Genomic DNA, 12,557 nt, shown 5'->3' with positions numbered 1-12,557 from the left:
AATTAATCTATTTTATGTAGCAAGCTTTTTTTATGCTCATATCTTTTTTGGGCTTCGGTAATCAATTTCGTAATTAATTCAGTATAAGGAATACCTGCAACTTCAAATAATTTAGGATACATACTAATATTAGTAAAACCAGGTAAAGAATTAACCTCTGTCAAAATAACTTTTTGATCACTCTTGCGCAATGTTGAATCGATTCTTGCCATACCACTACATTCCGTTACTTGATAGACTTTTAAAGCATTGGCTCTAATCTCAGCTATAGTTTCTTCAGGCAAGTCAGCTGGAATTTGTAAACTAGTTGTTGAATTAGCATCATACTTATTTTCATAACTATAAAAAGTCCCCTCGGCATTAATAATTTGACCAACCCCTGAAACTATTGGATGATCATTTCCAAGCACAGCAGTTTCAACTTCTGTACCATGAATAGTTTCTTCTATTAAAACTTTATCATCATAGCGAAAGGCATCAGCTAGAGCAGCATCAAATTCTTGCTTATTAGTTACATGGTGTACACCAACAGATGAACCTTGGTTAGCTGGCTTAACAAATAAATCGTGCCCTAATTTTGCACTAACTTGATTATAATCACGTTTAGCATTTTGCTCATCTTCATATTCAAAACGTTTAATTGAAATCCATTCAGCCACAGAAACGCCTACACGTTGCGCTAAAATTTTGGTAAATTCTTTATCCATAGTTACCGCTGCAGCTAAAACATCATCCCCGACAAATGGTTTATCAATAATCCTAAATAAACCTTGTAAACTACCATCTTCACCTAAATTACCATGTACAATGGAAAAAAATACATCTAATTCTGGAAAATTAGCTAGTTCACTTAAGTTAGAAATATTCGCTACTTGATGCGGATTTTTAATCTTATATTCTGCATTTGCTAAAACTTTTAATGATTCTTGCTCACTTGCAATATAGCCATCATTAGTTATCCATATAGGATGAACATCAAATTTACTTTTATCAATTGCCTTATAAATGTTATGCCCCGACATAATTGAAACTTCATACTCAGAAGAATTACCACCAAAAATAAGACCAACTTGTGTTTTCCTAGTCATTGCTTCTACCTCTTATCATTTTTTCTAACTTTTTTATTATACGGCAATAACTAGCTGAATAATGGTAATTTAGTTAATTTTTATAAATGTTTTTGCCTCATCGCAAAATTACCATCATAACTTAAAATTAATTATTTTCGTCTTAGTTACTTAATAAATTCGTCCTAGCTTATAAAACTAAAAGTATACTTTACGAATTAACCTTAATATCAACTAGTTATTTTTTAAATCTTAATTATTAAGAGTAGCTTATATCTTTTTAGGCCGCAATAAAAATCCTATCTTCATTGAAACATAAAATTCACTTATTATGTTTATCGCCAAAGATAGGATTATTTAATATTAAAACTTATTCAAAACGGCTACAATTTCTGCTAGTAAGGCAGCTTCATTAGTAACAATAGTACCATTTAATTTAATTAAACCAGTAGTATATAAGTTAACATAATGAAATTGATTTTCTGCCACTTGCTTTAACGCCGCTAACTTTTGCTTATTTTCGCTTCCCTGTTGCCGTGTATCAGTATATAGACCAATAATCGGGATTTTTTTAGCATAGGCAACACCTATTTCACTTGCCACACCATTATCAATGCTATTACCATCAAGAATTGCTACTAGTAAATCACTCTTAACCAATCTTTCTGTATCTGCTTGAGCAATCATCTTTGAATCAGCATAGGCTTGTTTATTATTTATTGCATTATTTTCTTGTGGTAAATATAAATCAATTGCAGTATCTAATTGCCGAATTTTTTCTGCCAAGTAAGCATTGTAATTAATTTCTGCTTGTGAAAACAGTGCGTTAGCCAAATAAACTTTCATCATCAACTCCTATAATACAAAGAACACCTAAATATTTTTGTAAGATAGTTTAAACATTATTTTTAATTATTAGGTGAACTAATTTCCCACGGTATAGCACTTAAAATATACAAGACCACACCAGCAATCACATAATCTAAAAATATGCTACTTCCAATTTCTAATACACATCCCAAGACTGCTATCTCATCAACATTAACAATAATTGGAATCATAGCTAATATACCAGATATTAAAATTAACCAAAACCCCGCCCACATTCCAGCAGCTGTAACAGTATGGACTAAGGTCTTAGAATTCATCACCATTAACATATCATTAATTAGTGAACGTAAACTGATAATTATCATTATAAACAGTATAATGTTTACAATCAATAGCACAAAAGCAATGTTTCCGCCCAAAGTAACTAAATCTAAATTAAAAGCATCTATTACATCATATGGAGCATTCTTCCCTTGTCTTTTGAGTCTCTTTTGTACTAATTGGGCATCGCTAGATGCCTCTTGATCTATATTTAATTCAATATCATGCAAAATTTGTTGTGCCAACTTGATATTATTAAACTTAAACCATGGAACACCTATGGCATAATCAATAATATGATCGGCAATGGGCTGCGTTTGCTTAGTAGTCAATAAATTAGAATTTACATCTTTATTAGCACCAATCACTTTAGCTAGCTCGTCAAAATGATTGTTAACGTGTCGAACAATAACTGCTTCATTATTATTAGTTCTCAGCTGTCCTTTCATAAAAAAAGGATTGAGAAAAGTTACTGTAGTCATAACCAATGTCACAATTAATAAAATACAAAAGGATAAGACCCTTTTGTACTGAAGATTTTGTTCTGGATTTACTCTACGCAAACTATTTCGTGCGCCATTTGCCATGCTATTCCTTTCTAACAAACAATATCTTTATCATCATCAAACATAGTATCAATTGCATGATGAATTTCTTTGATGTCAGTTGAAGCAATAATCTCATGTCCTTTTTTTAATGCCTGATTAATTTCATCCGGTGTACAGTGTAGAAAACTATACATCAATGAACTAGTGGCATAATCTGCTAATTGCTCAGCAGAAAGATTAAACTGTGTATTATTATTATAGTAAAGTCGGCCAATCCCAGTTATAACAAAGGCGATGCCATACTCAACTTCATGTGGGTTGAAATAGTCTTCATCAAAAATTTGGTTTTTTCTGACCCATTCTTCAACCATACTGCTCCAATTATCAAGCGTGTCATTACTGCTAAATACTTCATTAATAATACGCTTTAAGCCTTCATCATAAATGCCTAGCATTGCAATTGTATACAGAAATGCTTTAGTACGTGCACCAACAGTACCGTCACTTGTATGATTAAATTTATTAACTTGTTTATCTAAAGTGTTTAATATATTACGGACCACATCATCGGTCAACTTAACTTTATGGGGGTAATATGATTGCAAAAGTGATTTAGAAATTCCAGATTTCTCTGCAATCATTTGAAAAGAAACATTTTCCATCCCATTCTTTCTTATTAAATGGAATGTATTTTTTAAGATAATTCGTCTTCTTTTATAATTTTTCCGTCGTGCCATCATAGTTTCTCCGTTTTCTATACATTATATTCTTATTATATCAATGATATAAAATAAATAAACAAAAAGAAAACAAAAACCTCTGACTAGTACTAATACTTTGTTAACACATTCCTCCCAGAATATTAAATTACTTCAGTTCGCTTTCGCTTAATAAGTGCATTGAACGATCATTGTAGACATAATTAATTCCACGCGCTAATAATAAATCAACCGATATTCTAATCATACGATCTGGATAATGTTGATGCTTAATAGTATCCGTAACTACAATTTGTTCAATAGGTAACCCATTTAAAATTTCAGTTGCATTTTGTGAAAGTAAGGCATGTGTTGAAGCAACATATACTTTCTTAGCGCCTGCAGCCATAACTGATTTAGTTGACGATGAAATTCTTGAACCTGTATCAATTAAATCGTCAACAATAATACACTTTTTATTTTTAACATCACCAATTATATCGTGAACATCTGCATCATAACGGGCGCGTCTTTGGTCAACAATAGCAATCGGAGCATCAAACATTTGACCAAAATTTCGGGCCAGCTTAGCCCCAGAATGATCTGGAGAAACTACAACTATATCATCATCTTCCTTAGTTGCAATGCCATTATCAATGAAATATTGTGCTAATAATGGAATCGCATGCAAATGATCAACGGGCACATTATAAAAGCCTTGTATTTGAGAAGCATGTAAATCTAATGCAATCAAATGATCTAATCCTGTAATTTGTAGCAGATTGGCAATCAATTTTGCTGTAATTGGTTCACGTGACCGCGTCTTTGTATCAGAACGTGAATATGCTAAATATGGAACAACTACATTTATTCTATGAGCTGATGCCCGGTGAAGTGCATCCAAAACAATTTCTAATTCCATAAAGTTTTCATTTACTGGATCTTGAATTGATTGAATAACAAAAACGTCACATCCTCTAACACTTTCACCAATATTAACTTGAATTTCACCATCACTAAAATGCTGCACCGCTGTTTCAATCAACGGTTTTTTCAAAATTGTAGCAATTTTTTCATTTAAAGCTGGATTTCCACTTAAACCGATTAATTTCATTGGATGCATTAATTGAAGAATTTCTTCTTTATTCATAACTACCTCTTTATCAAAAATACCATCTTTTCAGTCTATTATAACTAAAAAAGTTCCTAGTGCCTAGAAATTGACGGAAATTAAAAAAGCTGGAGATATCCTTCCAGCAAATTGTATAATCTTAATTTTCGTCTCTAAAAAAATTTTTCATTAAATCAAGTAGTTTAAAGCTCTTAACAGCATAACTATTATGCTTTTGTCTTGGCATTATCAATAATTGCCCTTGAGGGATAAGCTGACTATACCAACGAACATGATCAACTTTAACCCAGTCCTTCTCACCAACAACACAATAGGTTGGAATAGTGATTGCTTTTAAAGCATCAACTGAAAGGTAACTTTCGGTTAATTCAACTCGACTATCCCGATTTAATTGCAAGAAGCGCAGGCAGCCTTCGGTTAAATAATGATACGGTCGAATGCCATTACCATTGACAAACACTCCGGCAACCATTAATTTCTTAAAGGCGCTTGAATCTTGACTAGCAAGCATCATCGCCACCAATCCACCCGCATCAAAGCCAAAACAATAACAGCCTTTAATTCCCATCTTTTCAATGAAAGTAGCAATATCTGCAACTTCTGTTTGATAGTGCTGCGCTATTTCTCCCTCGCTCAATCCATGTCCCCGCATATCAAGCACATACACTGTGTAATATAGGGCAAGCGGAGCAATAATTTGTGCAAACATTCCACCATCAAAATGGTGACCATGTAGTAATAATAACGGTTCACCCTGACCTAGTTTATTGTAGTATAAATTATTGCCATTAACTTCTGCTATCATTGACGATTCCTTTCACTAGCTTCAACTAGTTTTTGCTTAGAATTATCTTCTTTTTTATGTTCCTGCCATAAGCTACGAATAATAATTTTGGCAATAATATAATTTGCTTTAAAATTATCAGGAATCATCTTTAAATTAAAATTGTGTACCATACTATCCTTGCGTTGCCAATAATGATATAGTGGCCGACTAGTGCAATAAAAGCCATCTGTCAAAGCTAGATATTCCACATTAAAAATTTGGTCTTCCATGAATGCTAAATTCTCCATAAAGCATAAATGATTTTGCCGTACAACAGAAATTTTATATCCTTTATTCCAAGTATAACCCTTAACTGGTGTACCCAAAATATGATTATCAAACAACGATCCTAACGGATTATTAATCAGTTGATAGCTTTTTAATTTTGTTTTTATACCGTTTATAACTTTTTTGGTAACTGGCGTAGAACCTAGCTTATTTTCGTAATCTAGCCAAAATCCACATGAGACCATAGCTACTTCTGGATGTTCATGAAACGCTTGTATAAAAAAGTTGGTATAACCAGCATCAACCCAATCGTCACCATCATGAAAAGTAAAATATGGTGTATCAACATGAGCAAGACCAACATTGCGCGCATCAGATAAGCCACCATTTGGTTTATTAATAATTTGGATATAACGAAACTTCGTTTGATAGCTCTCTACTATCTTTTTTGTATTGTCCGTTGAGCCATCATTAACAATTAACAACTTAAAGTTCATATTATCTTGTTTAGCCAGGTGATCTAGTGCCCGACTAATATATTTTTCAACGTTGTAAATTGGCATAATGACTGTTAACTCAGGTTGCTGAATCATAGCACCCCTCCCTCATAAATTATTATACCATCTTAATATTTTTAAAATTTTAAAAATACTATAAACTAAACGTTAAAAAAGTAATAACGTTATTTATTATCTTAAATGATTTAGTATAATATGTGCAGCAAAAGGAGTTAATGAATCTTATGAAAAAAGTAAAATCAATTCTAATAATTACTGTCCTCTTATTTGGAGGGCTATTGGGAATGAATCTGCCTAAACAAATTGTTCAAGCAGACGACTCCCCCGTTATTTGTCTAGGAACTTCTCTTACCGATAACCAACGCCAAGGTACAATAAAGACTTTGAGTAATCCTTTAAATGACAACAGCTATCACACCATAACTATTACTGGTCAAGATTTAGTTCAATACCTTAATCCTTCCGGTGCAAATTTCACTAACACTTCAGGTGTTTGGTCAAGTGCAATGATTCAAAAAACTGCTCAAGGTAGCGGCATTAATGTCCATATTCTTGACTATCAAGGTCATAATAATATTACAACGATTACAGCTAATCAATATAAAAATGCTGCTCTAACTGCTGGAATTGCAGATGCCAATATTTATGTTACTAGTGCTATTCCAATTGATGGTTCTGGAGCTTTAGCTGGCGTTTACTCCGCTTATAGTAAAAATGGGGAAAATTTAAATCAAAGCCAAGTTAATGCTGCACAAGATGAGATGGGAACATTAAGTAAAATAACCAAGGAAAATCAAAATAAAAAAGGCTATAGTGATGCCCAACTAAATAATGCAGTTGCTGGCGCCAAACAAGAAATGGGGAAAATTGGCAACAATGTTTCTGATAGTCAAATTCATGACATTGTTAACAATCAAATTAATATTAATCACCTAGGTGATGTTATTAACAATAACCAAAAAGAGCAAATTATCAATATTTTAATTAAAATCCGTGACTCTGGTGCTTTAAAAGATCATCATTTTAAAGATCAAGCTGATGCTCTTTCCAAAAATATTGAAAAAAATGCTAAAGGTATCTTTGATAAAATCAATACTACCGAAAATCGAAACTTATTTGAACAAATCTGGGATGCGATTACTAGCTTCTTTAGTGGACTTGTAGCAGGTTTCTCTAATTCTAAGTAATTACATTTGATCCATAAACTTGTTTAAAGTATGATCAACAAATTCATTACCGCGATTTTTAGCATGACCTTTGGTCCACTTAAATTCGGCTTGAGTGAACTCACTAAGTAGTTGATCTAATTTTTGCCATTCTTCGACATTAGCAATTTTTCCTTTACTACTCTTGTGCCAACCCCGTTTTTTCCAATTTTGGAGCCAGCCTTGTGTAATCGGATTTAAAACATATTGTGAATCAAGTATAAATAATAGAGGTTGTTGGTTAAATTTTAATTCCAACAACTTTTTTAGTGCCTCAATTAAGGCTGTTAATTCCATTTTATTATTGGTTGCACCTAATTCACCATTGCTATCATAAAATGATTGCTTTTTACCTGCTTGCTGCCATTCAATTAAATATGCCCAAGCCGCCTTATCAGTTACGTGTACATGGCCACCTTTATAAGTTCCAGTATTGCGCGTACCACCATCGGTATAGATTTTGGCAAAATATTTTTTATTTGTTTTTGAGGCCCCTCTTTCTTTATTTAAGGGCTTTATCTTACTTGCCTTTTGAATTTTAGCAATTGCTTGTCTTAATGAGTCTTCATCTTTTTGCAGTAGCTTCTTAGCTGTTGCTTGATTAAAGCCCAAATAATTGGTCGCATCAGTAATTTGTTCAAACGACTTATATTCGGCATTAGAATAACCATTAACTTGTTTTTCTGCTTCTTTCCAAGTGCGATAAACCCCTGGTTGACGACCTTTTTTTACAGCATAAAATTTCATATGTTCCTCACTCACTAAAAATTGTTGTCAATGTTAAAATATCAGTAGCACTAATTTTAAGGTGGTAATTTATGTTCTTTAATACCAAAAAATATACTGAAATTGCTGAAAAAAACCGTAAACGTAATCTGTCTAAAGACCCTAGTATGTTTAATATGGTTTCGTTAGCAATTCTAGCTACCATTGGTCCTACTCGCTTTTTTTTGCGCCTACATAAAAGAAAAATTGAAGATAAATCAAAAATTGAAAGCAAAAAAGGAGAATTCATCCAAGAACCTGTAATTTACTTTCATGGCTTTCGCGGTGGGGACTACACCACCAATGTTATGATTAAGCAAGCACTAAAAGAGAAGAAAACTTCTAACTACCTAAAGGTTACTGCTGATTTATGGGGAAATTTCAAACTAGAGGGGACATGGACAGGTGATCAAAAGCCAATCGTTCAAGTGGTTTTTCGTCAACGAATTGTTGGTGTCTATGCTATTGACTACTATTTACGTCTTATTCTACCTTTTTTAGCTAAGCGATACCACTTTACCCATTATTCGGCAGTCGCTCACTCATTGGCCTGTCCTTGTATAATACGCACAGAGATGCGTAAGGCCCATAAAACCAATTTCCCGCACTTAAACAAATGTGCCTTAATCGCTGGCCCCTTTGACGGTGTGACCTATATGGGAGATATTCCAAACGTCAACGGTTTTAATAAAAAAGGTAGACCTACAATGATGAATTTACACTATTGCTATTTTTTATTTAGACGAAAACGATTTAATCCGAATATTTCCGTCTTGAACATTTACGGAAATGTTTTAGATAATACCAATAGCGATAAATTTATTTCTGTTACTTCTGCAAAAAGTATTCGCTATGTTTTAGCACCATTGGTCAAATCCTACCATGAAGTAGAAATTCGCGGCGAAAAATATGCCGAACATAGTTGGATGCATGATAATCCGTTTGTCATTGACATTGTCAATAAATTTATCAACTTCAAAATATAAAATTTAATTTTCGGAGGATTTACGTGATTGTAATACAAGATATACTACGAATCATTATCACTACTAATATTATCTTAGCCTTTTATATTGTATTTCACCGCCGGCGGTCAGTTTCAACTACGTGGGCTTGGCTAATTATTTTATTAGTTTTTCCAGTGATTGGTCTCATTCTCTATGGCTTCTTTGGTCGCGGCATTTCGCAAGAGAACATTTTTGCCATTAACAAGCAACACCATATTGGGTTACGCAATGTTCAAAAATCAATTACTAAAGCACCTAAAAAAACCAGTCCTGCTGATACCTCTTACAAAGCCAGAATGGTTATTCACTTTTTTGATCATAACGGTGAATCACCTCTTAGTAAAAATAACCATGTCAAACTCTACACAGATGGCCAAGCGCTGTTTGATGACATGATGCACGACATTCAAGATGCACAACAATCCGTTAACGTTGAATTTTATACCTTTTATAATGATCAAATTGGTAACGAAATTCTTAACTTGCTAATCAAAAAAGCAAAAGAAGGTATTGCTGTACGCGTCCTTTATGATGCCTGGGGATCTTTAGGTGCTAGTAAAACTTGGTTTGATCAACTCCGCCAAGCAGGCGGTGAAGTCTTACCTTTCATCACTTCACGTAATATGATTACGCGTTCTCGCATCAATTATCATTTACACCGTAAGATTGTAGTAGTTGATGGCAAAACATCTTGGACGGGTGGTTTTAATATTGGCGACCAGTATTTAAGCCGTAACAAAAAGTTTGGTTACTGGCGCGATAGTCATGTAAGAATTGTTGGTTCAGCCTCGCTACTTTTACAAGAGCGTTTTGTCATGGATTGGAATGCCTCAATTCAAAAAGAAAGTCAATTAATTACTTTTAATACCATGCTTTTTCCTAACTTAGATGAGAATGAAATCCATCCTGGTGATGTACCAATGCAAATCGTCGCAGATGGGCCTGACCGAGATATCGCTAATATGCGTAATGGCATAATGCGCTTAATGTCGCTAGCTAAGAAAAGAGTTTGGCTACAAACACCTTATTTAATTCCTGATGATGCCATGATGGCTACTTTGCAAACCATTGCTATGTCAGGCGTTGATTTACGAATTATGATTCCCTGCAAACCAGACCACCCTTTTATTTATCGCGCTACACAATGGTACGCTAACGAACTAACTCGTTTCGGGATTAAAGTATATATCTACAATAAAGGCTTTATCCACGCTAAAACAATTGTAGTCGACGATGACTTTGCTACTGTTGGTTCAATGAACCAAGATTATCGTTCTTATGACCTCAACTTTGAAGACGTTGCTGTTTTTTATGACAAAAATTTTGCCCATGAAATAGCTCAATCATTTATAGCGGACATGGAACATTCTACCCTACTTACGCCACAAATAATTGCTAAGCAGGGGCGCTTACTGCGAACATTGCAGTATTTTTCACGAATGCTTTCACCAATTTTATAGATACCCTGAAATATTAATCACATTAAATGTTCTTAAATTATATCTTGTATTTCAATTCTAATATCATGGTTGACATGACTCTTAATCGTACCCACTATTTTCGCTATGCTCTGGGCAAAACGTAAATAATATTGACGATTTTGATTTGTAGTAAGAATACAAATCACTTGTTTTTTCTTGGGATTAGGTACCCTGATTAGGGTAATCAAATCAATATCAGCATATGAAATTGTTCGTTTAAAATAACCCGCTACTACAACTTTCTTTGCGCCAAAGCCAGTAAAGCCATCAATGATACCTATCAAGATAAAACTGGCCAAAAAAACAGTCAGACCCTGATCATTTTTTTCAATTAATTGCCAAGAAAAGCCAAGCCAAATAAAAATTAGTGACCAGATAATTGAAGAGAATCGATATTGTCCCTTTAAATCAATATTTGCTTGCCAATACCAGCTATAACAAGCATAGCCCAGCATAATCGCTTCTAAAATTAAGTAAAAACCAGCCATAAAAACTCTCCTCAAAATATTTACTCTTAGTCTATTATAACAGACTACGATTTTTTAGTAGTTTTAGCAGACAATTTTGAACTATTGGCTTGCATTTTATTTAAAAATATTATTAAATAGGCATTAAATTAAATGCGATGAAAAAGACGAGTAAATAATTTATTTCTCACAGTGAGTTGGTATTAGTGCAAAGCCAGCAGACCCTGAATTATTGAAAAACCCTTTTAGCAGCACACTGAACAACTCAAGTAGGTGGTGCCGTCTCCAGTACGTTATCAAGCTGGTGAAGCATGATTGTGCTTCATGAGTGGTTCGCAAATAGCGGACAATTTAGGTGGTACCGCGGAAAAAGCCTTTCGTCCTTGTTTTTATTAGCTGAGGCAGAGGGCTTTTTCTTTGACCTCAAATCAGGAGGTTAGCAATTATGACTTTAATTATGCCCCAAAATTATCAGCCTACTTTAACAATTCGTGATACTGAGGCGGCAATTGTTTTTATCCGTGAACGTTTTCAAGTTTTACTAGGGCAAAAACTTAATTTACAGAGAATGTCGGCACCTTTGTTTGTTGAAAAAAATACCGGACTCAATGATAACTTAAATGGAATCGAACGTCCGGTTAATTTTGACGTAAAAGCTTTTCCTAAAGACGATACCATTGAAATTGTCCATTCCTTAGCTAAATGGAAACGACTGGCCCTTAAAAAATATCATTTTGGTATGCATGAAGGGCTCTATACAAACATGAACGCCATTCGGCGCGACGAAGACCTTGATAACTTTCATTCGATCTACGTTGATCAATGGGATTGGGAAAAAATCATTGCCGAAGATGAACGAACAATTACAACTTTGACTGAAACAGTTGCACAAATTTTTAGGGTAATCAAACAAGTGGAAACTGAATGTGCTACACGCTATCCTGCTTCAACTTATCATTTGCCAGATGATATATTTTTTATTACCACTCAAGAACTAGAGGATAGATGGCCAGACTTGAGTCCAGAAGAACGAGAGAATAAAATTGCTGAGCAAAAGAAGGCTGTTTTTCTTATGAAAATTGGTGACAACCTGGCTCGTAGTGGTAAGCCTCATGATGGTCGCGCCCCTGATTATGACGACTGGCAATTAAATGGTGACTTGATTTTTTGGTATGAACCCCTCAAGCAAAAACTAGAAATTTCTTCAATGGGAATTAGGGTTAGCCCGCAAAGCTTACACAAACAGCTCATCCAAGCTCATTGCCTTGCACGTGAACAATTGAACTTTCATCAAATGTTGCTCAACGGCGAGCTACCATTTACCATTGGTGGCGGAATTGGCCAATCACGCCTTTGTATGCTTTTATTGGGTAAAGCTCACATTGGCGAAGTACAAGCCAGTATTTGGCCAAAGGAAATGTTGAAAATGTGTCAAGCCCATAACATTCAAATTCTTTAACTAC

Annotated in this window: 13 protein-coding genes and 1 other annotated feature; of the genes, 4 read left to right on the top strand and 9 right to left on the bottom strand. The window is 34.2% G+C overall.

Translation table 11 applies throughout. From position 1 onward, the window contains the following. Positions 1-2: 2 nt before the first annotated feature. The 7 genes from F5ESL0237_RS00645 to F5ESL0237_RS00615 all read right to left on the bottom strand — a co-directional run bounded on the left by F5ESL0237_RS00645 (position 3) and on the right by F5ESL0237_RS00615 (position 6,244). A complete protein-coding gene (locus F5ESL0237_RS00645) occupies positions 3-1,088 on the bottom strand; it encodes a D-alanine--D-alanine ligase family protein (protein ID WP_122024352.1) in 1,086 nt (361 codons plus the stop codon). A gap of 342 nt (positions 1,089-1,430) precedes the next feature. Continuing rightward, a complete protein-coding gene (locus tag F5ESL0237_RS00640) occupies positions 1,431-1,913 on the bottom strand; it encodes a nucleoside 2-deoxyribosyltransferase (protein ID WP_122021177.1) in 483 nt (160 codons plus the stop codon). Between the two features lie 62 nt (positions 1,914-1,975). Then, positions 1,976-2,806 (bottom strand): hypothetical protein, encoded by an 831-nt coding sequence (locus F5ESL0237_RS00635; protein WP_122024351.1) that lies wholly within the window; start codon positions 2,804-2,806, stop codon positions 1,976-1,978. 11 nt (positions 2,807-2,817) lie between these two features. Next, positions 2,818-3,504: a TetR/AcrR family transcriptional regulator gene (locus F5ESL0237_RS00630; RefSeq protein WP_122024350.1), complete on the bottom strand. Its 687-nt coding sequence runs from the start codon at positions 3,502-3,504 to the stop codon at positions 2,818-2,820. A 130-nt stretch (positions 3,505-3,634) separates the two neighbouring features. Continuing rightward, positions 3,635-4,615, bottom strand: a complete 981-nt coding sequence (locus tag F5ESL0237_RS00625; protein ID WP_122021174.1) for a ribose-phosphate pyrophosphokinase — start codon at positions 4,613-4,615, stop codon at positions 3,635-3,637. 121 nt (positions 4,616-4,736) lie between these two features. Then, the gene (locus F5ESL0237_RS00620) at positions 4,737-5,402 is read right to left on the bottom strand and encodes an alpha/beta fold hydrolase (protein ID WP_122021173.1); all 666 of its coding nucleotides are present in this window, start codon (positions 5,400-5,402) and stop codon (positions 4,737-4,739) included. Continuing rightward, positions 5,399-6,244 (bottom strand): glycosyltransferase family A protein, encoded by an 846-nt coding sequence (locus F5ESL0237_RS00615; protein WP_122021172.1) that lies wholly within the window; start codon positions 6,242-6,244, stop codon positions 5,399-5,401. Before F5ESL0237_RS00615 ends, F5ESL0237_RS00620 begins: the two co-directional genes overlap by 4 nt. A 209-nt stretch (positions 6,245-6,453) precedes the next feature. Between F5ESL0237_RS00615 and F5ESL0237_RS00610 the strand changes: the two genes are divergently transcribed. Next, positions 6,454-7,356, top strand: coding sequence for a DUF1002 domain-containing protein (locus F5ESL0237_RS00610; protein WP_370448605.1), 903 nt, complete (start codon positions 6,454-6,456; stop codon positions 7,354-7,356). Here the strand turns inward: F5ESL0237_RS00610 and F5ESL0237_RS00605 are convergent, their stop codons facing one another. Beyond that, positions 7,357-8,121 (bottom strand): ribonuclease H family protein, encoded by a 765-nt coding sequence (locus F5ESL0237_RS00605; protein ID WP_122021170.1) that lies wholly within the window; start codon positions 8,119-8,121, stop codon positions 7,357-7,359. 71 nt (positions 8,122-8,192) lie between these two features. On the opposite strand from F5ESL0237_RS00605, the gene F5ESL0237_RS00600 reads away from it, so the two are divergent. Together F5ESL0237_RS00600 and cls are read left to right on the top strand one after the other, a co-directional pair. Continuing rightward, on the top strand, positions 8,193-9,125 hold the full coding sequence (locus tag F5ESL0237_RS00600; protein ID WP_122021169.1) for an alpha/beta hydrolase: 933 nt from the start codon (positions 8,193-8,195) through the stop codon (positions 9,123-9,125). A 23-nt stretch (positions 9,126-9,148) separates the two neighbouring features. Next, on the top strand, positions 9,149-10,606 hold the full coding sequence (gene cls / locus F5ESL0237_RS00595) for a cardiolipin synthase (RefSeq protein ID WP_122021168.1): 1,458 nt from the start codon (positions 9,149-9,151) through the stop codon (positions 10,604-10,606). 32 nt (positions 10,607-10,638) lie between these two features. On the opposite strand, the gene F5ESL0237_RS00590 is transcribed toward cls, so the two are convergent. Next, complete coding sequence (locus F5ESL0237_RS00590; protein WP_090093957.1) at positions 10,639-11,115, bottom strand: hypothetical protein; 477 nt, start codon at positions 11,113-11,115, stop codon at positions 10,639-10,641. 128 nt (positions 11,116-11,243) lie between these two features. After that, positions 11,244-11,482 (top strand) — a binding site (T-box leader). Positions 11,483-11,539: 57 nt separating this feature from the next. Here F5ESL0237_RS00590 and asnA point away from each other — a divergent pair. Continuing rightward, positions 11,540-12,553: an aspartate--ammonia ligase gene (gene asnA, locus F5ESL0237_RS00585; RefSeq protein WP_122024348.1), complete on the top strand. Its 1,014-nt coding sequence runs from the start codon at positions 11,540-11,542 to the stop codon at positions 12,551-12,553. The last annotated feature ends 4 nt before the right edge of the window (positions 12,554-12,557 follow it).

Source organism: Lactobacillus sp. ESL0237 (genome assembly GCF_003692985.1).
GTDB classification, from domain to species: domain Bacteria; phylum Bacillota; class Bacilli; order Lactobacillales; family Lactobacillaceae; genus Lactobacillus; species Lactobacillus bombicola.
The sequence above is the reverse complement of the archived record's forward strand: the minus strand, read 5'-3'. Positions and strand labels throughout refer to the sequence as shown.

Excerpts from the sequence above, each read along its gene's own strand:
- F5ESL0237_RS00645 (WP_122024352.1), bottom strand. The coding sequence starts at position 1,088 with ATGACTAGGAAAACACAAGTTGGTCTTATTTTTGGTGGTAATTCTTCT.
- F5ESL0237_RS00640 (WP_122021177.1), bottom strand. The coding sequence starts at position 1,913 with ATGAAAGTTTATTTGGCTAACGCACTGTTTTCACAAGCAGAAATTAAT.
- F5ESL0237_RS00635 (WP_122024351.1), bottom strand. The coding sequence starts at position 2,806 with ATGGCAAATGGCGCACGAAATAGTTTGCGTAGAGTAAATCCAGAACAA.
- F5ESL0237_RS00630 (WP_122024350.1), bottom strand. The coding sequence starts at position 3,504 with ATGGCACGACGGAAAAATTATAAAAGAAGACGAATTATCTTAAAAAAT.
- F5ESL0237_RS00625 (WP_122021174.1), bottom strand. The coding sequence starts at position 4,615 with ATGAATAAAGAAGAAATTCTTCAATTAATGCATCCAATGAAATTAATC.
- F5ESL0237_RS00620 (WP_122021173.1), bottom strand. The coding sequence starts at position 5,402 with ATGATAGCAGAAGTTAATGGCAATAATTTATACTACAATAAACTAGGT.
- F5ESL0237_RS00615 (WP_122021172.1), bottom strand. The coding sequence starts at position 6,244 with ATGATTCAGCAACCTGAGTTAACAGTCATTATGCCAATTTACAACGTT.
- F5ESL0237_RS00610 (WP_370448605.1), top strand. The coding sequence starts at position 6,454 with ATGAATCTGCCTAAACAAATTGTTCAAGCAGACGACTCCCCCGTTATT.
- F5ESL0237_RS00605 (WP_122021170.1), bottom strand. The coding sequence starts at position 8,121 with ATGAAATTTTATGCTGTAAAAAAAGGTCGTCAACCAGGGGTTTATCGC.
- F5ESL0237_RS00600 (WP_122021169.1), top strand. The coding sequence starts at position 8,193 with ATGTTCTTTAATACCAAAAAATATACTGAAATTGCTGAAAAAAACCGT.
- F5ESL0237_RS00590 (WP_090093957.1), bottom strand. The coding sequence starts at position 11,115 with ATGGCTGGTTTTTACTTAATTTTAGAAGCGATTATGCTGGGCTATGCT.
- asnA (WP_122024348.1), top strand. The coding sequence starts at position 11,540 with ATGACTTTAATTATGCCCCAAAATTATCAGCCTACTTTAACAATTCGT.